Raw genomic sequence first — 19,730 nt, 5'->3', positions numbered from 1 at the left:
CTATGAAAATTTGTATTTATTACTGGCTGGCCACTTTAAAGCTTGGATCATTTAGCAGTGGTTGGCTTAATTTATGAAATTGGCGAGGCGCAATATACTGCAACACCTCTTTGCCATTTTCGCTAAGGGCAATATCAAGGCCTTTATCTGGGTAAAGGTAGTGGGTCAGCTCCTCTGATTGCAGCTGCGTTTGCGGGCTGCCAAAGCGATTATTGATGATGCTGTCATCAAGATTAATCGCCGGGATAAAGCTAATTCCTGCGATAGTCGCTTGTTGCGCAAGCTCCCAATCACTGTCTGTCGGTAGTAGTTTGCGTGCACCACTGGCCATATAATCACCATGCTCAAGGTTTTGAATCATCTCTTGTAGCTGGCTTGCTGGAATATCAACCAATAAGATAAGTTTGCCCTGGAGCGGGCCCGCTTTGTAATGACTGATGTAGCTTTCAAGGCTCGCATGGTTTTGCTGATCGATAACGATAGCGCTCTCGCTATCTTTACCAATGATTTCTAAGGCTTGCGCAAGAGTCGTTTGCCCGAGCCTAAGCCCAAAGACCTCACTACTGCCATCTTCAAACTGCTCTATCTGCCAGGGAAGCCCTTTAACAATGCGCTCTGGCGGGCTGTCCGGTGCTGGGCCACAGGCGCTTAATAATAGGCAGAATAGGCTTGAGCCTGCCACCATCAATAGCCTTTTTCTGTCAAATTTCGCCAAAATATTCATGCTAAAATCGCCTGTATCAAGCCGTCTACGAAGGCGCTAGTATAACAAAGAGCGATAAAGGTAAAAACCAAACTTGCCGCTAAGACGCCTACTCACGCTAAGCAATAATAAGGATAAGCAATGCTGGTAGAACACTTTATGCCTCGCTTTTGCGAGACTGATGCCTTGGGGCATATCAACAACGTTAGTTACAGTGCCTGGGTCGAGCAGAGTCGAACCAGCTTACTGATGGGAGATAGGGCAGTGCAGCTGCCAGCTGGCTTCAACTTCGTCTTAGCAAACGTCAATATGGACTTTATGGCTGAAGGTTATTTCGGTCACCAAGTCAGCAATCACAGCTGGATCGATAAACTTGGTAACAGCTCATTGCAGATTCGTACGGACATCTTTCAGCAAGATCGCCAGCTCCTCAAGGCCAGTTCAACATTGGTGTACTTTGATTTAAAGAACAAACATACCTGCCCAATGCCTGAAGAATTTAAACAGAAAATAAGCGAAGCGATTAAACGCAATAATGACACAGGTGCAGTGTGATGAAATCTCTTGTTGTAACAGGCTTTGCCGAGGATCTATCCAACATGGAATTGCAGCAGCGATCTTTGCCTGAGCCAGCTGCCAATCAGGTCCGAGTTAAAATGCTCCGTGCGGTTATTAACCCTTCGGATTTCAATTTTATTCGTGGTGATTATAAAGCCGCTTTACAGCGCCTTATATGGAACTATCAGCAAGAGCAATGTTGCTTTGATCCGGCCAGAACGATGCCCTATCCCGAGCACCCTTATGTTTTGGGCGGTGAAGGCGTGGGTATTGTCGATGCCTGTGGCAGCAGTTTATTGGCGCGACGACTAAAGGGTAAAAGGGTGGCCATTAGCGCTGGCCCGCCAGAGGGAAGTTGGCAAGAATATACTCTTGTTGACGCCAAAAAAGCGATACCAGTACCAGAGCAGCTAAGCCATGAACAAGCGGCGATGTACACTATTAATCCATTGTCCAGTTTTGCAATGGTTCGTAAGGTATTAAAAGTTGAGGCCGGAGAGTATTTATTGCAGAGTGCTGGAAACTCAGCCTTGGCGAAAATGGTCATCGCTCTAAGTAAGGAGTTTGGCTTTCGCACCATTAATATTGTCCGCAATAGTGATCAAAAAGATGAACTGAAACGTCTGGGGGCGGATGAGGTTATTGTGTACCCTGAGGAGGACTTGCTGGCGAAGGTTGCTTCGATAACACGCTCTCGTGGCGTGTGCTATGCGATGGATTGCGTTGGTGGTCAGCTTACTAGCGATATGTCGCGCTGTTTGTCTGTAAACGCGACTATGCTCCTTTATGGCACTTTAGCTGCAAATGGTTTCTCTGTGAACAGCCGTGACTTAATGATGCCTGGTTGTCGAATAGAAGGATTCTTCGCGGGCAATTGGCTTGCGCAGCAATCTACTTTAAAGCTGATTTCAACGATTCGTCAGATGGCAAAGCTGTCGGCTAAAGGCATTTTTCATGCTGAGGTCGCCGAAGTGTTTGCGCTGGAGGATTATTTAAAGGCACTAGAGTTAAGCCAGCAGCCCTCTCGTGGGGGAAAGGTGCTACTGAGTTTTTGATCCTCATTGCCGCTTTCGCTAGAAAATCTTGTGTTTGGCGGCCATTTATCAAGTCCGGACGCTTAAGCTAGTTCGTCACTACTAAAAGCCTTAAATCACAGCATTGAAATAAGGCTTTTCGCTGTGCTGATACTTTGTGCCGTTTAGCTTATCATTACAGCCTAGATCGCCATCGGCGTATTATTTAGATACTGATTGCTTATTTTCACTCCCATTAGATTACTGTTTATCGATCACTATGGCTCTATTAGAGATATACGCGGGCGCTAAGGCTAAGCGACATATACAAGAACACGGTTTAAAACCACAAGATATCCAAGCCATATTTGGAGCTTCTGGTGCTGCTAAATGGTTAGCAATATACGGCTTGGATCGCGCAGTATTTGAACAGTGGTTGCCTGAATATTTCGATGGCGAGCAAAATAATGCGGTAATTGATAAGACCATCTCGCCAATCAAGCTCTACGGTACCTCTGTCGGAGCGTGGAAGTTAGCAGCGGCCTGCCAAACTGATCCGGGGCCAAGTTTAGAGCGTTTAGCTAACGCTTACATCAACCAAAGCTATGGCCGTAAAGCGAAGCCTGCGGAAGTTGTTTATCAAACTGAGCGAATTCTCGATACATTAATGCCTGAAGATAAGCTCGATGAGTTATTGCAGCATCCTTACCTTAGGTATAGCTGCGGTGCCGTAAAGTGTCACAGCTTTTTATCTAAGGAGAAACCCTTTAGTTTAGCGCTAGGAATGAGTGAGGGTTTTGTCCGCTCGGCCAGTAATAAAAATTATGGCGCAATGTTTGATAGGGCGGTCTTTAGTGATGGGAGAGACTTGCCAGAATTGAAAGATGAGGCCGGTGTTAAAACTCAACATATACCATTAAGTCAGCAGAACCTGCGCGCGGCTTTGCGAGCTTCAGCGGCCATTCCCTATATTATGGATCCAATATCTGGGATTGCAGGGGCTAGTGAAGGTTTGTACCGTGATGGCGGACTGCTAGATTATCATCCGATTCCGAGCCGTTTTTGGCAGGATAGCGGTTTGGTTTTATACCCACATTTTTACAATTACTTGGTACCCAATTGGTTCGATAAATTTTACCCCTCGCGAAAAGCCAGCGCTACACAATTGGACAATGTCATTATGTTATCGCCAAGTGCTGAGTTTGTGGCTGCCTTACCAGATGGACGTTTACCCGATCGCAAAGACTTCTCAATTTACAAAGGGCGCAACGAAATTCGACAGCAACGTTGGCGACAAGCGATGCAAGCCAGTAGCCAGCTAGGTGAGGAATTTTTGTCTTGGGTAAATGGCGATGATCTGGCCGATAATTTAAAAGATTTCTAACACGTATTGTTATGTCAGTTGTATCCAGTCTATTAGCAAATATTAGCTTGCCCAATCTGCCGATTATTGATTTGCTTGACGAATTAGCCAAGGCTTTGGACGGTCAACAAGACACCCTGATTTTACAGGCGGCACCAGGGGCTGGTAAAACTACTGTGTTACCTTTGCTAGCTTTAGCGATGCCATCCCTTGCTCAGCAGAAAATAATTTTACTAGAACCGAGGCGTTTGGCTGCTAAAGCGGCAGCTGAACGGATGGCCAATTTATTGGGCGAGGCGGTGGGGAAAACCGTGGGCTACCGAGTAAGAATGGAAAGTCGGGTTAGTCAAGAAACCCGCCTAGAAGTCATGACAGAAGGCTTATTTATTCGTCGACTACAGCAGGATCCTGAGCTTAAAGATGTTGGCCTGCTAATCTTTGATGAATTGCATGAGCGTCACTTAGACGGAGATTTGGCTCTCGCACTTGCGTTGCAGTCTAGAGAAATATTTAGGGATGAACAGCCACTTAAGATGCTGTTGATGTCGGCGACTTTGCAAAGTGAGCAGCTGCAAGAAAGCTTTCCTGGCGCCCCACTTATCACCAGTGAAGGGCGCCAGTATCCAGTAAGTATCGATTATTTGCCTGAGTTGTCCATATATGGCAAATCTCGTCGAGAACTTTGTGAAGCCATTTTTCGAGCTATTAAGATTGCACTGCTAAAACACGAAGGTTCAATACTGCTGTTTCTGCCTGGGCAGGGTGAAATTCAAAGTTGCCTGCAGTATTTAGAAGAACAGTATCAGGCAGGAGCAATTGGCGATCAATCGACTTTAAAGTTTGTGCCCTTATATGGTGAGCTGGCTTTAGAGAAACAGTTTCAGGCAATTGCTCCGGCTAAGAATGGCGAACGTAAAATTGTACTGGCCACTGATATTGCAGAATCCAGTTTGACAATTGAAGATGTCAGTATTGTTATTGATGGTGGCTTAAAAAGAAGCTCTGCATTTGATCCTAACACCGGTATGAATCGATTGCTTACCGAACGCAGCTCAAAGGCCAATTGTAAGCAAAGAGCGGGGCGCGCAGGGCGTACAAAAGCCGGATTTTGCCTTCGCCTTTGGAGTGAAAGTGATCAGCAAGGCTTGGCTGAACATGGTCAGGCTGAAATTCTAAGAGCCGACTTAAGTAGCCTTTGCTTGCAATCAGCAGCCTGGGGCGCTGAAAGTCTTGATGAGCTTCATTGGCTGGATCAACCGCCTGTTGCAAATGCTTGGCAGGCGCATGATTTATTGTATTCCTTGCAAGCTATCGAACACTCCAAAGGCACAAGCGCTAGCGCTCAGCAGCCTAACTTTGCCATTAGCTCTCATGGCGAAGGCTTGGCTAAATTGCCCCTGCATCCGCGTTTGGCGCATATGATCTCTATCAGTCGAGAGCATGCTATTGCCGAAGAAAACCTGGCAGAAAAATTGGCGGCCTTACTTTTAGAAAAAGACCCATTGTCCACCCAAGCTCATAGCTGCGATATCGGTTTACGCTTGCAATGGCTAAAGGAAAAGACTCAACAAAAGGCTGCTATCAGAAAGCGTGTTAATGCCAGTGTACAGCAGCTCAGAAAGCAGGAGCTACAAAAAGCCGATAATATTGAGCCAAGCTGCAAAACAACGCTCGATGTTATGGAACTGTTGCTACTTGCCTATCCAGATCGCCTTGCCAAGCGTATTCGTGAAACAGACAACGCTGAAGTTGTTTATCACCTAAGTAATGGCCGGCAAGCGATTTTGGATGCCGCTGATCCGCTCGCAAGGGAACAATTTTTAGTGGTTGCGCAAGTGGGTGGTCGCAAAGGTAAGCAATACGACAGAATCTATCTCGCGGCGGCCGCTGATCAAGAACATCTATTAACTTATTGTGCTAATAAACTCAGGCTTGAACATTTTATCGATTGGGACAAAAGGCTAGGGCGCTTTATTGCGCAAGAGCGCCACTATTTCGGCAAGCTATTGTTAAATAGTAAACCAATTCATAAGCTCGACCCCGAAATCAAAGTTCAAGCGTTATTGCGCTATATAAAACAGCATTACGGCAGTTGCCTGTCGCTCAGTGATGAAGCTAAGCAGCTAAGCGCACGGATTAACATACTGAATAAAAATGAACCGGGAAAGATGCCTTTTGCAGTCAGTTGGCCGGGCATTTTGGACAGGATAGCGCCGGTTTTAGAGACCCAATTGGCTAGAATTGACAAGCTTAGCCAGCTCGAGGCACTGGATATTGCTGCGGCGTTAAAGGCAACTATTGATTGGGAGCAACAGCAGTACTTAGATCGGCATTTACCTAGCAAAATTAAAGTCGCCAGTGGTAGCTTAAAGGAAATTAATTACTTAAATGGTGAGCCCGAATTATCGGTAAAACTGCAAGAGATGTTTGGTGCCAAACAAGCTCCTACTTTATTAAATGGTCGCTTGGCCATTAAGCTTCAGCTGCTATCGCCGGCAGGACGTGCCTTGGCGCTTACCAATGATTTAGAGAGTTTTTGGGAAAACGCCTACCAAGACGTTAAAAAAGAAATGCGTGGCCGCTACCCAAAGCACCCTTGGCCGGATAATCCAATGGCGGCAATCGCCACCGCAAAGACAAAAGCTTCTCTAGCACGTGAGAAGAAAAACTAAACGAGAGTGAGTTATGAAAATCAGTAAAGACAAAGTTGTTTCTTTCCATTATCGACTTTGGAATTGTGCGCAGGAGCCTTCAGTCGAGTTGGAGTCTTCCCATGGCGAGCAAGCCAGCTTGTACTTGCACGGCTACGGCAATATTTTACCAGCGCTAGAAGAGGCGATGTTAGACCATGAAGAAGGTGATGTTTTTAGTGTTGCCCTAGACCCAGAGAAAGCTTATGGCTTACGTCGTGACAATTGGCAGCAGCGGGTGCCTATCAAGCACCTGCTCGGTAATAAAAAGCCCAAGAAAGGTGATATCGTTCATATCAATACCGACCAAGGTCAAAAGCAAGCGACCGTTCTTAAAGTTGGCCTTAAAAATGTCGATGTTGACGCTAACCACCCTCTGGCTGGTAAAAAGGTTCAGTTTGATATTGAAATCTTAACTATACGGGAGGCTAGCAGTTCCGAGATTGACCATGGCCATGCCCATGGCCCCGGTGGTCATCAACATTAAAGCAGGGCATACTTAGCTAGGGTCTGTTAACACCAATTCGGCAAGCTAGGGCGAGAGTATTGTGGTCATCCCATTTCAGCGAGCACTAGCACAGCCGAGCGATGAAATAAGTCGGCCTTTATGGCCTTTGGCTACAAAAGCTTAGGCTAAAATCGCATTACTTAGCTTTGCTCGTTGCTTATTTGGGGCGACCAAGCTACGAGTCTCGCGCCATGATTAAGACGTTGTTGGCTCTAACAGTGGTGGCGGGTTAGCGTTAACAGGCCCTAGTGAGCAGAAAAGGACTGCTTTTGTGCTACATCGATCCGCATGTATATACTATAAATAGAAAACACTAAAGGATGAGGGTGTGATATGGAAAAACGAGGCGGCCTGTTTAACAGCTTTAATTTTCGTATTGGTATGACGTTATTAACACTATTATTTACCGTGACCTTGAGCTTGTACAGTAGCGCTCAAGCCGAACTTAATGGCAATGTCACTAAAACTACCACATTGAGTAAGCCAAGCAACTTACCGGATGAGGCGCCAAGTAGCCCGCCGACAAATCCCAGTGCGCAAAGAGAAACGGATCGAACTGTATTTAAAGATTGGGTGTTAAATTGCGGTGATGGGGACTGCATTGTTCACCAGTATATACTCGATGAAAAAAAACGCGTAATCAGCTCTGTATCGTTACACCAAAAAGCCGATTCGATTTTAATTACCTTTACCGTCCCATTAATGACCCGTATCGATCACGGTGTTGATCTCAGTATTATTCGATATGACGGTAAAGAGATATATAAGAAAAACTATGGTTATTCTTATTGCACCCAAATAGGCTGTATGTTGACCTATACGCTTGGCGATGAATTAATCAAGCCAATGCAAGCAGGGCGAAAGTTGAAGTTGGCTTTTGCTGCGTTAGACGGCAGGGTGGTCAATTCAATCCACTCCCTGTTTGGCTTTAGTAAGGCGCTTGAACATTTTAAAAAGCTGCCAGCGAGTGCCAAGACAACCCTTAAGCGCTAGCAAATTAGCTTAAGAAATTCAGATAAAGCGCCTACATTGGCGCTTGTTTTGCCTTACGCTTGGCCTTTTATGGTCAAGCACACAGCTAGATAGGCCTAGAAATCTTAGATCGCCTACTAGGAGGCAAATTCAACTGCGCACAGTATTTCCAGTAACTGCAGGGCACTGAGCGACTCGCCCATGGCTGATTCGGTTTCTTGACTCATTTCGACAGCCCCTAAAGCGAGATCCATTGCCGCTGTTTCTAGCAAAATTTTTGCCTGCCTAGGCAGCCCTTTGCTGGCTACTCTGGTCTCAAATTGCTGGGAAATAAGTTCCAGTTCAGCGGAGTTGATATTGTGCTTAGCGAGTAGTTTCTGTGGGTCCATTGATGTAAATCCGATTGCAGGGCTGATTTCGCGCCACCTTACCTGAGGCATGCTAGCTTGTCGAGTTCCGCTCATTACGAAGCTGGTAAAATGCGCCGATTTATACGTTATAATGATCAACCCTTTAAGGTCTAATGGTAAGACAGTGACTGAAGAACGAAATGAAACAATGGCGGGTTTTTATTCGCGAACAGCGCTAGCCGATAAACTTGATATGCCGCTCAAGTTACTGACTAAAACACTATTAGATGCCGGCTGGATTCAGTATGTTGATGAAGCTTGGCAATTGACGGCCAAAGGCGAGTTCGAAGGCGGCGAGATTCGTCATAGCAAGCGCTATGGAGATTATATTGTCTGGCCCGCCACGGTTTGCGATCACGCCATTTTCGCTGATCGTACACCCAGTCAGCTGAATGCTTCGGCTATTGCGCAAAAATTCGGCATTAAAGCTCGCCAGGTAAATGCGCTGTTAGCTGAGCAGGGCTTAATTGAACGTGATATTCGGGGCTGGCGACTTAGCGATTTTGGCAGACAAAGTGGCGGCAGTATCCACATTCATGAACCCTCTGGTCGAACCTTTGCCTTATGGGAGCAGGATTTACTAGACCGTTTAAAACCTGTGGCTGCTGAGTTGCAGGATCTGGCTGCCGGTAATCAGTTGAGCGAGGAAGCTTTAGCCGAAGCTTGCCAGTGTACCGCCTTAGATGGGCAAAGCCATTCTTGCCGAGCCTTAAAGCTGGTTGGCGATTGGCTCTATCTGGCTGGCTTGGGGCACAGTTGCGCACGCCCCTTGCCTCAAGCACGTGAGCTAAAAAGTCAATTTTACCTACCTGATAGTCGTCTTTATATCGAAGTGTGGGGCCTGAACCTGGCTCCTCAGGAAATTAGTGCTCAATTTAAAAGGCAGGAATACTACGATCGACAGTCCATCCCCTATATCAGTTTGAGTCTGTCTGATTTGGCCCAGCTGGACGAAATCTTGGCCCGCCAGCTTCTAGAGCGCGGGGTAGAGTCGTATCAGCACCTTTAAAGCGCGGATGTACAAATTCAGACCCTGTTAAGCTCCAATTTGCCAATATAGCCCCATATTAAGTAAAAAGCACAGCGCCCCTAAAGAATACCAATAACGCTGTGCAAATGGAGGTCATAGTGCAAACGGTAGCTGACGCAGGGACTAGCATGAAAAGTCTGGTATTTTCTGACACACTCCTAACAGAGGCCGAAGTAGAGTGCTTCGAAGTAGGACGTCAACTACAGCGTAAAGCTTTGTGTAAGCGATCATTTGACGGTGCTGCTTTCTTTCGCGCAATTAGCATGAGTTCGCTAAGCTGGTCCAAAACACCCTGGCGCTTCGCGGTGCAGCTGTTTTTGTACTTATTATTTTTACCGATCAATATCGTTTGGCAGTTCCTTAAACAGTGTTGGCTGTGGATGCTGTTCCCCTTTAGATATGTTGGCACCTTCCTGCCGCCACGTGGCTTTAATGCTCCGGGTGAAAAGACACTTCAAGGTATCCATAATCAGTTTACCCCGTATTTTGGCCTGCAAGGCCGGGATTACATCGATTGCATCAATCGTTGGGTGAAGGTTTTATACGGTCTAGATAAGGCTAAGTACCACAACTTTGCGCGTTACTTACATCAAGAAAGGCGCCGCTTAAAGGATCAGGGTGTCAACGATCCTAGCTTTTTAGCGGTTACTTATCGAAATCAATTAAGCGCCGCTAGGCAGCGATTGAGTAATGATCTAGGCAATTACTGATCATTCTGGCTACACGTTTCAGTCATTTAACACCCCTGCAGTAAGTTATCTTTTGCCCGGCCTTGAGCCGGGCTTTTCTTGTCTTAAAGCAGCAAATTTGTTTACACTGCGGCTAATCAATTGGTTCTGAATATTGCAATAAAGGAAGGCCTCCATGAGCACAAAGTGTCACGAAGTAGATTACCAGATCATCGGCGAAAGCATGCAGTTGGTGGAAGTTGAGCTGGATCCCGGTGAGGCGGTAATCGCTGAAGCAGGAGCGATGAACTATTTCGAGGAAGGGATTGAGTTTGAAACCAAAATGGGTGATGGCTCCGACGCTGAGCAGGGTATTCTGGGTAAGCTTTGGGGCGCTGGTAAGCGCGCATTGACGGGTGAGTCGGTTTTTATGACACATTTCACCCATCGCGGTGAAGGTAAATCTAAAGTGGCTTTTGCAGCCCCGTTCCCTGGCAGTATCGTCGCTGTCGATATGGCGAGTATCGGCGGGGAATTGATTTGCCAAAAAGACAGCTTTTTGTGCGCGGCGAAGGGCACCAGTATTGGTATCGCTTTGCAAAAGCGTTTAGGGGCAGGCTTTTTTGGTGGCGAAGGCTTTATTTTACAGCGCCTAAATGGCGATGGCATGGCTTTCGTTCATGCCGGCGGTTCCGTGGTTCGAAAGGAACTTAATGGAGAGTCTCTAAAGGTGGACACCGGCTGTATAGTTGGCTTTACATCTGGAATCGAATACGACATTAAACTTGCCAGCGGGCTTAAAAGCATGTTTTTTGGCGGCGAAGGGCTATTTCTTGCTGAATTAAGTGGTACCGGTACGGTTTGGCTACAAAGCTTACCGTTTTCACGTTTGGCAGATCGAATTATCTCCCATGCACCAAGTATGGGGGGCAGTGATCAAGGGGAAAGTTAGAAAAGATTAAAGCAGATAGATAGCTTGCGGCACATGAAAAATGCCGCAAGCACTAATGTGACTTAATCAGCTTTAGCGTCATAAGGGTTTTTAGGTTGGTAATCAGCGATTTGATCCATCGCCTTTTTGTAGACATCGTCTACTCGCGGCAAAAGGCCTACTTCCATACGTCTTGACAGCATGGTAATTGGGAACAGGCAGTGCTGTGTTTTAGGCACACATACGGCGCGACTTTTGCCCAGCCGATCTTCGTAGTTTTGCCAGACCAAATTTTCTTCATTGACCAACACTCTTCCTAAAACAGCACCTAGTGCCTGCAGCATTAAGCGATCGTCTCGTTTAATTAAGCTTCGATCTATCACGCGCTGTATAAGCTTTAAGTCTTGTTTGCTGCCATGTAAGCCTCCGCCAAAATGGCGGCGAGTAATTTCTTCGACACTGTCGATCTGTTTTTGGATATGGCTACGGTCGATCCAACCAAAATCTTTAACGCTCAGTTCCTCGTCCTGCGCCATGGTGGCTGTGCTAAGCAGTTGTATGAATAGGGCAAGGCCTACAAGCAGGCCGGCTGTGCTGCGGCGTTTTCTATTCACCATATTAACTCCTAAATAAAGCATGGGGATCACGTTATTAAGCGCAGTATAACCAAGCGCGTTAGCGATAGATAGGATGTGATTAGCTCTGCGAGCAAGGTATAATCGTCGTTTGGATTTGAACCGCTATCATCAAAAGGGTGTTTACGATTTATGGCGCTTAGTTTTTTCACAGCTTGTTATATGCAGCATACTGCACAAGCTAATCAGTTTCGCTGTCAACAGCCCGAACAAGAACTTGGTACCGGTGGTCGACCAGAGTATTTATTGCGCGAATTGAAACAAGCTTTTGTCGGTAAGGCGGGTAAAATTCACGGTAACTTTAGCCGTGATTTATCTGAGGCCCCCTTAAAGCCTTGGCTACAGGAGCTGCAAGAAGAAAAAATGAGCTTCAAAAGCTTATCGAGCAAGCTTTGGCAGCATTTTGAAACCAGCCTGGCCGGTAGCAGTGTGGATCTAGATGCCCACATTCTTGTATTTATTGAAAGCTTGGCAGAGTGTGATTTCCTTCATCTTTATTTACTCGATCACAAAGAGGGCTTATACCTCGATAGCGATATTCAATTAGGCGACAGCTTATATCTTGATGTCAGTAAAATAATTGCTGGCTGTAAGGTTAACATCACTGATGCATTGATAAGCGACGAGGACATGCAAAGTGATAGTCCGATTGCGATGCTGCGTCCTAGGGGCGACAAAGAGCTTAGTGACTTCTTCTGTGAGCTTATCGGCATGGGAGATCCACTCGATACCAAGGCCGATACCGCTAATTTCCTAGAGGCTGTCGAGGAATTTACAAGGGATATGGATGAAGATAAGGCCGCGCTATGTCGCAATGAGGTGGTGGATTATTGCATAGCACAAGACAAGTTGGGCGAGACGGTGGTTTTTGAAGAGCTATCTAGCGCATTAGCCGAATCAAAAACCATTGAAGAAGATAGTAGCTTCTCGGATTTCGTCGCGGATTACCAATCTCAGCGTGACATTGCTAAAACTGAGGAATTGATTCCCGATCGTTCAAAACTTCGTCAATTCCTTAGGATCAGCGGGCGCAGTGATCAGCTTAGCATGAGCTTTAATGCGGAATGTTTAGGCGATAGTATTGTCTATGATCCATCAGCAGACAGTTTGACAATTAAAGCCATTCCTAGCGCTTTAAAAATGCGCTTAATGGAACATCTAAGCAAACCTGATTAAGTTTGGGTTAACCTGGCTTTTAGAATAATTGTCCGCAACCATAAAGCCATGGAGTGTTGCTTATGAAATATCTTTCTTTGCTTTCGCTAATCGTCAGTATGCTATTGGCCGCTGCCTGCTATCAGTTGTGGCAGCAATCACAGCAGCTTGCCTCACAAATGCAATCTATACAGAGTCATAATGAAGAGCTACTGGCCGAGCTTAAAGCGAATCAAGACGAAATGAGCTTTATGCGTGAAAAGCTGCTAGAGTTTGAAAAACACAGCCTGAAGGGCATTGCTGATCAGGCCAATGATGCATTTCTAGAAGGTTGGGAATCTCTTATCGGTATAGTGGGTAAGGAAATCGATCAAGCACGACAAAACCTAGAGCAGCAGCGTCGCAAGCAGGCTGAGCCCGCTAAGCCACCCGCTGATCAAGGCTCCAAAAATGATAGTAGCGCAACAGAGACTTAATTAAGGATAATTTATGAAAGCCCTAAAGATCATTCTAGGCTTGGTAGTCGTGGTGCTTATCGCCGCCGCTGTAATTACCATGCTATTTCTTAACAATATTAACCAGCTAACTGTTGATACGGTACAAACCCAAGGTACACAGCTGCTTAAGACGGATGTAAAGCTAGGAGCCGCTAATATCGAACTTAGCCAAGGCAAAGGCAGCTTACAAAATCTGACAGTGGCAAATCCTCCAGGCTTCAGCGCGGCTAATGCGGTTGAAATGGGTGCGGTTACATTACATATCGACCCTCAATCACTGCTTGAAGATGTAAAAGTTATCAAAGAGATCAGTGTTGATGGAGCCAAGTTATTGGCCGAGCAAAAAAACTTAAAAGATACCAATTTGCAGGCGCTACTGGATAATATCCAGCAAGATGCCGCTAGCAGCGAGCCAGTCGAAACCGAAGCCGGCCCCGATGTGCGATTGATGGTGGAGAAATTCCGTTTCACCAATGGCAAGATTCAGCTTAAAAGCGCTCAATTTGGAGAGCGTGAAATTAGCTTGCCAACAATAGCCTTGGACAATATTGGTGACAAGACAAAAGGATTGACCCCACAAGAGTTAGGACAAGCCGTTGTCGCTCCACTATTGCAGCAGGTTAAAACCGCTGTAACCGCTGAAATTACCGAGTTGGCTAAAGATAAAGCGGAAGAAAAGTTAAAAGAGAAGCTTCAAGAAAAACTAAAAGACAAGATCGGCGGTGAGGCGGTTGATAAGCTAAAAGGCTTGTTTGGTCGTTAATCTTACTGGCAGTGCCCCAGTGGCACTGCCTAATTCAGATCCAATCTCGGTGTTTATTGGCAACAAAAAACGGCCTTCACAGCCCAATTTCAATAGCTAAGTCGGCTAATTCTTCAGGGCTCAACTTTCTCCGATCACCAATTAACTTCGCTGGGTTACCCGCGACAATTGCATAGGCTGGTACATCTTTGCTTACCACTGCCCCCATGCCTACAACAGCATGATCTCCAATGCTAACCCCATCTACAACCCCAGCTTTGGTGCCTAGCCATGCATCATTTCCGATAGTGATGCCTCTGGAACTCACCCCTTGTTGGTTGATAGGGCGATCCAAGGCGATGTTGTGGTTAAAGGCGTATAGGCTGCAATAGGGCGCCAAGCGAGCATTATCGCCTATCTTTATACCCACTTTACCGCCATCCAAGGCGCAGTGATGATTGATGCTGACTTTTTTACCCAGCTGAATGGGCCCATGCAAGACACTATCCGCGGCGATAAAGCTGCCTTCTTCTACATGGATTAAGCGGCCAGGTTCGGCAAACAAGCGAGCCTGTGGCGCCACAAAACAATTATCAGCAAACGAAACGGTTTCGAGTTGCTCAAGCTGTCCTTGAAGGGTTTCTTGCCATGGTTTTGCCCAAGCCAATTGTTTGGCCTTTAACCGAAAATACAACCATGGCATATAGCTTAACCTAAGTTTATGTTGAGGTATGTAATCTATCTCGTTGTTATTGCTCATATTTCTTTAAACTGGGCTTCTATTCATTCAGCAAATGATGACTTGAAATCAAGTAATTAAAAAAAACTATCAAGAGTATTTGTTAAATTAAATATCTGTATGGTTTCCTGTGTGGATAATAACAAACATAGCAACTGCAACACGAAATGTATTCAAGGAGATTGAGCAATGAGTTATACCGTTTTTGGCCGTCCTGGTTGTGGCTTTTGTGAACAAGCTAAGCGTTTGTTAGAGCAAAAAGAGCTGCCTTTTCGATATGTTGATATTCACGCTGAAGGCATTAGCCAAGCGGATTTAGAAAAGACCATCGGTAAGCCGGTAAAAACCGTGCCACAGATTTTTAACGGTCGCGAGTACATAGGTGGATACACCGATCTTGCGGCAAGCTTTGAGAGTTAAACCTTTTTCTTCATACATCCCTGCCGAACCCTTTACCCGAGCTAAGCCACGCTTAACTCGGTTTTTTTTGTGGCTCAGCTTGTTGTTTAATAAATATACATGATGGTCGATATAGTAGGTATCGATAGATTATATATGTGTGAAAGTACGCTAAACTGTTACAGATAGGTAGGCCGTTATTTGTTCAGAAGGCTGCATGGCAGCAAACTTTAGAAGAATATAGGTGCTATATGATTAATATTCCAAATATCTTTCGCCCCAACATAAGTCGCAAAGCGCTTAAGCGAAAACTGCCCGGGCAGAGTAATGTTACCCATACTCAGGCTACGGACTCTGTGGGTGAATATGGCAATATTGATCGTCGTCAGGGAGAGCGCCGTAAAGAAGATAAAGAAAAGGTACTGGATACTCGCCAAGATAAACGCCGTAAAGGTGATGACGAGCACCCGCATATTGACATCAACGCTTAGCGATTAAGTGTTTGTGATAGATAAGTGAAGTAAAGTTCAGCAAAATAGCTAAAATCTATCACTCGCATTAGATTAAAATAATTCCACAATTCCCCCACTTGACCTAAAGTAAGGTCATTCAGAATTTGATTAATAAAGGACAATCTTGTGAGCAGTGAAACCCAATTTGACTATGATTTTTTGGTGATTGGCGCTGGGTCAGGTGGCGTGCGCGCTAGCCGTATGGCCTCTGGTTTAGGTGCAAAGGTAGCGGTCATTGAAGACAGCGCTTTAGGTGGAACTTGCGTAAATGTTGGCTGTGTACCTAAAAAGTTATTTGTTTACGGCTCCCACTTCAGTGAAGAGTTTGAAGCGGCCGAAGGTTTTGGTTGGAGCGTAGGCAAAACTGAGTTTCATTGGCCAACTTTACGAGATCGTAAAACCAGCGAGATCGAGCGCTTAAATGGTATCTACGGCAACATTCTGGGAGGCGCCGGTGTTGAAGTCATTAATGGGCGTGGCGTAATCAGCGGTCCAAACAGCGTGATGGTTGGCCAGCAGCAATACACCGCCAAATACATTCTGGTTGCCGTTGGTGGCTGGCCTTATGTACCTGAATTCCCGGGTAGCGAACATGTCATTAGCTCTAACGAAGTATTTTATCTCGATGAGTTTCCAAAGCGCGCGCTGGTTGTAGGTGGTGGTTACATCGCGGTAGAGTTTGCGGGTATTTTTGCAGGCTTGGGCGCCCAAACGCATCAAGCTTATCGCGGGCCAATGTTTCTACGCGGTTTTGATGATGATTTGCGCGAGTTTGTAGCAAACGAAATGCAACACAAGGGCGTGAATCTTCATTTCAATAGCGATGTTACAGAAATTGTTAAAAATGCTGATGGTAGTCTTAAGGTAAGCTTTACTAACGGCGAACAGATCGAAGTTGATTGTGTGATGTATGCCACTGGCCGAAGAGCAAAAACTCAAGGCTTAGGTTTAGAAAACACCAATGTAGAAATGCGTGCGAATGGCTCTATTGTGGTCAACGAGAATTATCAAACCGCTGAACCAAGCATTTATGCATTAGGTGACGTGATTGGTGGCATTGAATTAACGCCGGTCGCATTGGCCGAAGGCATGGCTCTAGCGCACAATTTATTTGGTGAGGGCGGTCGTAAGGTAGATTACGACAATATTCCAACGGCGGTATTTAGTCAGCCTAATATTGCTACGGTTGGTTTAACCGAAGCCCAAGCCAATGAAAAGTATGCCAACGTGGATGTTTATAAGTCTGAATTTAAGCATATGAAACACACCTTGAGCGGCTTGCCTGAGCGCACCTTGATGAAAATTATCGTAGATCGCGATACCGATAAAGTGCTTGGCTGTCATATGGTGGGCAGTGAAGCGGGTGAAATTATTCAGGGCTTGGCGGTTGCCATTCGCGCTGGCGCAACTAAAGCTATTTTTGATAGCACGATTGGAATTCACCCAACGGCTGCGGAAGAATTTGTGACCATGCGAGAGCCTGTTAGCTAAGCAGTTTAGTCTTTCGATACTGGACCGGCGACATGCCGGTCCAGCGTTTAAAGGCATGGGAAAAATTCGCGGTTTCACTATAATCTAATAATTCGGCAATTTGCTCGACACTCAAACCGGCTTGTAAATATTGTTTGGCCAGTTCTCGACGTACATCATTCAGTAATTGTTGAAAGCTAAAGCCTTCTTCTTTCAATTTTCTCCGTAGACTTCTTTCGGATATATGTAGTTTATCAGACAAAGCTTTTATATCTGGAAATACCCCTGGCTCCGCCAGCATTAGTTCTCTTATTTTATTGGCAAGCTCGCTACTTTGACTGAAACTACGATGCAGCTGTTCACACTGTTTGCGCAAGTAGGTGGCCGCTTGTGGGTCGCGCTGTGGTAACAGCTGTTCTAGTAGGCTGGCTTCGAACAACAAGGCGTTGTATTCAGCATTAAATTCAATCTCGCAATTGTAGAATTCTCTATAATGGCCTTCGTTTTTATGCTCATCATGCATCATCAAGATTTTTTTTGCCTGATGATTCTGAAGCGAAAAGCTATTAAATGCCGTAACCGCAGCAGAAATATCCCGATCGGCGTACAGTGGCAATAGCTCTTTAGGAAGAGGGATACGCGGGCTAAACACTAGCCCCGCAAGATCGCCAAGCTGTTCCAGCGATATTTTAAAATGGGAGTAGGTGAGTTCACTAAAATCAGCTACCAGCGATAAGGCATCAGCGACAGTAGCCGCACTTAAAATGGCATAGCCTAAAACACCATAGCTTTGCAACTCAAAGGCCTGACCCAATGCTAGCCCCAAACACTCTTCATCGCTGGCTGATAGCATATTGCGGTAAATGGTGAATTCTTGGGCCAAGCTAAGCTCTGCCTGGTCCGAAAGGATGTCGGCCAGATCTAAGCCAGTATCCATCAGGCAGCGTTCTGCAGAGATGCCTTTAGCGTGCATTAGGCGTAATACAGGCTGAAGGCCTTTTAAGTGATGTTTACTGGATTGCTCTGAATGCATTGCGCTTATTTTTCACGTTTTAGGGTTATGAGTCGCTTGATATGCTGATGCTATGCAATCTAATAAATGTTCGCAATGGCCGGAATTCACAATTTTATGACCTGCTGTCACATGCCAGTACTGCCCTAAGCTGGTTAAACTACCCCTAGAGCCCATAAATCAAAATAATTGAGAATAATACAATGCGTTCCCCTGAAATCCTGATAGTTGGTGCTGGTATGACTGGCATCTTGTTGACGATCAAACTGCGAGAAGCCGGCATCAACAACATTACCGTCCTCGAGAAGGCCGAAAAAGTAGGGGGGACCTGGCGGGAAAACCGCTACCCAGGTGTGGCCTGCGATGTGCCAGCCCATATGTATACCTATTCCTTCGAGCATAACCCCGAATGGAGCGATTTTTTCGCCAAAGGTGCTGAAATACAGCAGTATTTCGAAAAAGTGGCGGATAAATATAAGGTCTACGAGCATATTAAATTCCAGCAAGAGGTTAGCCAAGCTGAGCGTAAAAATGGGCGCTGGCAGGTAAGTTGTAAAAGCGGTGAGCGCTATGAAGCTGATTTCCTTATTCACGCTACCGGCATCCTCCATCACATCTCGCTACCAGATATAGCAGGTATCAATAGCTTCAAAGGGGAGATGTTTCATACGGCTCGATGGAATCAAGATATTGATTTCAAGGGCAAGCGCGTGGGCGTCATAGGTACCGGCTCTACTGCGGCTCAGTTTATCCCTGAGCTGGTAAATGCTGGGGCCGAAGTATCGATCTTTCAAAGAACGCCACAGTGGCTGTTAAGTTTAGGTTCTAAGCAATACAGCGAAGCTGATAAAGCTAAGATGCGTCGCAACCCAAAAATCATACAGCGAATACGTAAACAAGCCGAACTTGGTTTGGAACATATATTTACCAAGGCGGTAACTGGGCAGAAACTTCAGGGGGCTTTATTGAGTTGGGCCTGTAAGCGCTATTTGCGAAAGAGCATTAAAGATCCGCTATTACGCGAAAAATTGACCCCCGATTATAAGGTCGGCTGTAAGCGTGTCATTATCAATAATACGTTTTATGAGGCCATTCAAAAGCCAAACGCTAAGTTGGTTTGCGAAGGTATAGAGAACATCAATGAAGGCGGTATAAAAACCAAAGATGGCCAGCAACATGACCTTGATGTCATTGTTTTATCAACTGGCTTTAAGCCTTTTAATTTTATGCGGCCTATGGAGTTGCTTGGCCAAGACGGCTTGCATATTGATAGCGCCTGGAAAGATAAAATAAATTGCTATCGATCGTTACTGGTGCCTAAATTTCCCAATATGTTCCTTATGCTTGGTCCCTACACACCGATTGGAAATTTCTCGGTTATCGCGATGAGCGAGGTGCAAACCAACTATATTCTTAAGCTAGTTAAAGACTGGCAAGAAGAAAAGTTTGATGAATTCGACGTGAAAAAATCGGCTGTAGATCTATTTAACCAGCGCATGAAAGCGGGCATGAAAAAAACCACCTGGGTGGGCGGCTGCCAAAGCTGGTATCAAGATGCCGATGGAGATCCAATACTCTGGCCGTTTACCTGGAAACAGTGGTGTGAAGAAATGGCTCAGATCGACTATAAAGATCTGAGCCTTAGCAGGGTCAATAGTAATGGCTAGCTAAGAATTTTTATATAAGTAAGCTTTTACTAATATAGATCAAGGTTTCTATCTGC

21 protein-coding genes are annotated in these 19,730 nt (G+C 45.6%); 16 read left to right on the top strand and 5 right to left on the bottom strand.

Going from position 1 to position 19,730, the window contains the following annotated elements:
- Nucleotides 1-19: 19 nt before the first annotated feature.
- Complete coding sequence (locus tag Q1A41_RS05835; protein WP_299975801.1) at nt 20-724, bottom strand: hypothetical protein; 705 nt, start codon at nt 722-724, stop codon at nt 20-22.
- Nucleotides 725-844: 120 nt separating this feature from the next.
- On the opposite strand from Q1A41_RS05835, the gene Q1A41_RS05830 reads away from it, so the two are divergent.
- The 6 genes from Q1A41_RS05830 (at nt 845) to Q1A41_RS05805 (ending at nt 7,828) form a co-directional block, all read left to right on the top strand.
- Nucleotides 845-1,258, top strand: coding sequence for an acyl-CoA thioesterase (locus tag Q1A41_RS05830; RefSeq protein ID WP_299975799.1), 414 nt, complete (start codon nt 845-847; stop codon nt 1,256-1,258).
- Nucleotides 1,258-2,316: a zinc-dependent alcohol dehydrogenase family protein gene (locus Q1A41_RS05825; RefSeq protein WP_299975797.1), complete on the top strand. Its 1,059-nt coding sequence runs from the start codon at nt 1,258-1,260 to the stop codon at nt 2,314-2,316. Before Q1A41_RS05830 ends, Q1A41_RS05825 begins: the two co-directional genes overlap by 1 nt.
- A gap of 238 nt (nt 2,317-2,554) precedes the next feature.
- Nucleotides 2,555-3,658 (top strand): patatin-like phospholipase family protein, encoded by a 1,104-nt coding sequence (locus Q1A41_RS05820; protein WP_299975795.1) that lies wholly within the window; start codon nt 2,555-2,557, stop codon nt 3,656-3,658.
- Nucleotides 3,659-3,669: 11 nt separating this feature from the next.
- Complete coding sequence (gene hrpB / locus Q1A41_RS05815) at nt 3,670-6,309, top strand: ATP-dependent helicase HrpB (protein WP_299975794.1); 2,640 nt, start codon at nt 3,670-3,672, stop codon at nt 6,307-6,309.
- 13 nt (nt 6,310-6,322) lie between these two features.
- On the top strand, nt 6,323-6,814 hold the full coding sequence (locus tag Q1A41_RS05810) for a peptidylprolyl isomerase (protein ID WP_299975792.1): 492 nt from the start codon (nt 6,323-6,325) through the stop codon (nt 6,812-6,814).
- 354 nt (nt 6,815-7,168) lie between these two features.
- Nucleotides 7,169-7,828: an invasion associated locus B family protein gene (locus Q1A41_RS05805; RefSeq protein ID WP_299975790.1), complete on the top strand. Its 660-nt coding sequence runs from the start codon at nt 7,169-7,171 to the stop codon at nt 7,826-7,828.
- 116 nt (nt 7,829-7,944) lie between these two features.
- On the opposite strand, the gene Q1A41_RS05800 is transcribed toward Q1A41_RS05805, so the two are convergent.
- Nucleotides 7,945-8,196, bottom strand: a complete 252-nt coding sequence (locus Q1A41_RS05800) for a hypothetical protein (RefSeq protein ID WP_299975788.1) — start codon at nt 8,194-8,196, stop codon at nt 7,945-7,947.
- Nucleotides 8,197-8,341: 145 nt separating this feature from the next.
- Between Q1A41_RS05800 and Q1A41_RS05795 the strand changes: the two genes are divergently transcribed.
- From Q1A41_RS05795 to Q1A41_RS05785, 3 genes are all read left to right on the top strand, one after another.
- Nucleotides 8,342-9,226, top strand: a complete 885-nt coding sequence (locus Q1A41_RS05795; protein ID WP_299975786.1) for a hypothetical protein — start codon at nt 8,342-8,344, stop codon at nt 9,224-9,226.
- A gap of 149 nt (nt 9,227-9,375) precedes the next feature.
- Nucleotides 9,376-9,957, top strand: coding sequence for a hypothetical protein (locus Q1A41_RS05790; RefSeq protein ID WP_299975784.1), 582 nt, complete (start codon nt 9,376-9,378; stop codon nt 9,955-9,957).
- Nucleotides 9,958-10,111: 154 nt separating this feature from the next.
- Nucleotides 10,112-10,867 (top strand): TIGR00266 family protein, encoded by a 756-nt coding sequence (locus Q1A41_RS05785; RefSeq protein ID WP_299975782.1) that lies wholly within the window; start codon nt 10,112-10,114, stop codon nt 10,865-10,867.
- 62 nt (nt 10,868-10,929) lie between these two features.
- On the opposite strand, the gene Q1A41_RS05780 is transcribed toward Q1A41_RS05785, so the two are convergent.
- Nucleotides 10,930-11,463: a DUF3806 domain-containing protein gene (locus tag Q1A41_RS05780; RefSeq protein WP_299975780.1), complete on the bottom strand. Its 534-nt coding sequence runs from the start codon at nt 11,461-11,463 to the stop codon at nt 10,930-10,932.
- 150 nt (nt 11,464-11,613) lie between these two features.
- Between Q1A41_RS05780 and Q1A41_RS05775 the strand changes: the two genes are divergently transcribed.
- The 3 genes from Q1A41_RS05775 (at nt 11,614) to Q1A41_RS05765 (ending at nt 13,896) form a co-directional block, all read left to right on the top strand.
- Nucleotides 11,614-12,657: a nucleoid-associated protein gene (locus tag Q1A41_RS05775; RefSeq protein ID WP_299975779.1), complete on the top strand. Its 1,044-nt coding sequence runs from the start codon at nt 11,614-11,616 to the stop codon at nt 12,655-12,657.
- Between the two features lie 62 nt (nt 12,658-12,719).
- Complete coding sequence (locus Q1A41_RS05770; RefSeq protein ID WP_299975777.1) at nt 12,720-13,112, top strand: hypothetical protein; 393 nt, start codon at nt 12,720-12,722, stop codon at nt 13,110-13,112.
- Nucleotides 13,113-13,125: 13 nt separating this feature from the next.
- Nucleotides 13,126-13,896 carry an AsmA family protein gene (locus Q1A41_RS05765; protein WP_299975775.1) on the top strand — a complete coding sequence of 257 codons (771 nt, stop codon included), beginning with the start codon at nt 13,126-13,128 and terminating at the stop codon, nt 13,894-13,896.
- Nucleotides 13,897-13,972: 76 nt separating this feature from the next.
- Here the strand turns inward: Q1A41_RS05765 and Q1A41_RS05760 are convergent, their stop codons facing one another.
- Nucleotides 13,973-14,635 (bottom strand): acyltransferase, encoded by a 663-nt coding sequence (locus tag Q1A41_RS05760; protein WP_299975773.1) that lies wholly within the window; start codon nt 14,633-14,635, stop codon nt 13,973-13,975.
- A 168-nt stretch (nt 14,636-14,803) separates the two neighbouring features.
- Between Q1A41_RS05760 and Q1A41_RS05755 the strand changes: the two genes are divergently transcribed.
- The 3 genes from Q1A41_RS05755 (at nt 14,804) to gorA (ending at nt 17,016) form a co-directional block, all read left to right on the top strand.
- Nucleotides 14,804-15,034: a GrxA family glutaredoxin gene (locus Q1A41_RS05755; protein ID WP_299975771.1), complete on the top strand. Its 231-nt coding sequence runs from the start codon at nt 14,804-14,806 to the stop codon at nt 15,032-15,034.
- A gap of 230 nt (nt 15,035-15,264) precedes the next feature.
- Nucleotides 15,265-15,504: a hypothetical protein gene (locus Q1A41_RS05750; RefSeq protein ID WP_299975770.1), complete on the top strand. Its 240-nt coding sequence runs from the start codon at nt 15,265-15,267 to the stop codon at nt 15,502-15,504.
- 147 nt (nt 15,505-15,651) lie between these two features.
- Nucleotides 15,652-17,016 (top strand): glutathione-disulfide reductase, encoded by a 1,365-nt coding sequence (gene gorA, locus Q1A41_RS05745; RefSeq protein WP_299975768.1) that lies wholly within the window; start codon nt 15,652-15,654, stop codon nt 17,014-17,016.
- Here the strand turns inward: gorA and Q1A41_RS05740 are convergent.
- Nucleotides 17,009-18,028: an AraC family transcriptional regulator gene (locus tag Q1A41_RS05740; RefSeq protein ID WP_299975766.1), complete on the bottom strand. Its 1,020-nt coding sequence runs from the start codon at nt 18,026-18,028 to the stop codon at nt 17,009-17,011. The two genes, gorA and Q1A41_RS05740, sit on opposite strands and share 8 nt — an antisense overlap.
- A gap of 182 nt (nt 18,029-18,210) precedes the next feature.
- Here Q1A41_RS05740 and Q1A41_RS05735 point away from each other — a divergent pair, with 182 nt between their 5' ends.
- Nucleotides 18,211-19,674: an NAD(P)/FAD-dependent oxidoreductase gene (locus Q1A41_RS05735; protein ID WP_299975764.1), complete on the top strand. Its 1,464-nt coding sequence runs from the start codon at nt 18,211-18,213 to the stop codon at nt 19,672-19,674.
- Nucleotides 19,675-19,730: the final 56 nt, after the last annotated feature.

The sequence above is a fragment of the uncultured Pseudoteredinibacter sp. genome (genome assembly GCF_947502065.1).
In the GTDB taxonomy this organism is placed as follows: Bacteria; Pseudomonadota; Gammaproteobacteria; order Pseudomonadales; family Cellvibrionaceae; genus Pseudoteredinibacter.
The sequence above is the reverse complement of the archived record's forward strand: the minus strand, read 5'-3'. Positions and strand labels throughout refer to the sequence as shown.

Bases quoted from the DNA above. Each gene is read 5' to 3' on its own strand.
- Q1A41_RS05835 (WP_299975801.1), bottom strand. From the start codon at position 724: ATGAATATTTTGGCGAAATTTGACAGAAAAAGGCTATTGATGGTGGCA.
- Q1A41_RS05830 (WP_299975799.1), top strand. From the start codon at position 845: ATGCTGGTAGAACACTTTATGCCTCGCTTTTGCGAGACTGATGCCTTG.
- Q1A41_RS05825 (WP_299975797.1), top strand. From the start codon at position 1,258: ATGAAATCTCTTGTTGTAACAGGCTTTGCCGAGGATCTATCCAACATG.
- Q1A41_RS05820 (WP_299975795.1), top strand. From the start codon at position 2,555: ATGGCTCTATTAGAGATATACGCGGGCGCTAAGGCTAAGCGACATATA.
- hrpB (WP_299975794.1), top strand. From the start codon at position 3,670: ATGTCAGTTGTATCCAGTCTATTAGCAAATATTAGCTTGCCCAATCTG.
- Q1A41_RS05810 (WP_299975792.1), top strand. From the start codon at position 6,323: ATGAAAATCAGTAAAGACAAAGTTGTTTCTTTCCATTATCGACTTTGG.
- Q1A41_RS05805 (WP_299975790.1), top strand. From the start codon at position 7,169: ATGGAAAAACGAGGCGGCCTGTTTAACAGCTTTAATTTTCGTATTGGT.
- Q1A41_RS05800 (WP_299975788.1), bottom strand. From the start codon at position 8,196: ATGGACCCACAGAAACTACTCGCTAAGCACAATATCAACTCCGCTGAA.
- Q1A41_RS05790 (WP_299975784.1), top strand. From the start codon at position 9,376: ATGAAAAGTCTGGTATTTTCTGACACACTCCTAACAGAGGCCGAAGTA.
- Q1A41_RS05785 (WP_299975782.1), top strand. From the start codon at position 10,112: ATGAGCACAAAGTGTCACGAAGTAGATTACCAGATCATCGGCGAAAGC.
- Q1A41_RS05780 (WP_299975780.1), bottom strand. From the start codon at position 11,463: ATGGTGAATAGAAAACGCCGCAGCACAGCCGGCCTGCTTGTAGGCCTT.
- Q1A41_RS05775 (WP_299975779.1), top strand. From the start codon at position 11,614: ATGGCGCTTAGTTTTTTCACAGCTTGTTATATGCAGCATACTGCACAA.
- Q1A41_RS05770 (WP_299975777.1), top strand. From the start codon at position 12,720: ATGAAATATCTTTCTTTGCTTTCGCTAATCGTCAGTATGCTATTGGCC.
- Q1A41_RS05765 (WP_299975775.1), top strand. From the start codon at position 13,126: ATGAAAGCCCTAAAGATCATTCTAGGCTTGGTAGTCGTGGTGCTTATC.
- Q1A41_RS05760 (WP_299975773.1), bottom strand. From the start codon at position 14,635: ATGAGCAATAACAACGAGATAGATTACATACCTCAACATAAACTTAGG.
- Q1A41_RS05755 (WP_299975771.1), top strand. From the start codon at position 14,804: ATGAGTTATACCGTTTTTGGCCGTCCTGGTTGTGGCTTTTGTGAACAA.
- Q1A41_RS05750 (WP_299975770.1), top strand. From the start codon at position 15,265: ATGATTAATATTCCAAATATCTTTCGCCCCAACATAAGTCGCAAAGCG.
- Q1A41_RS05740 (WP_299975766.1), bottom strand. From the start codon at position 18,028: ATGCATTCAGAGCAATCCAGTAAACATCACTTAAAAGGCCTTCAGCCT.
- Q1A41_RS05735 (WP_299975764.1), top strand. From the start codon at position 18,211: ATGCGTTCCCCTGAAATCCTGATAGTTGGTGCTGGTATGACTGGCATC.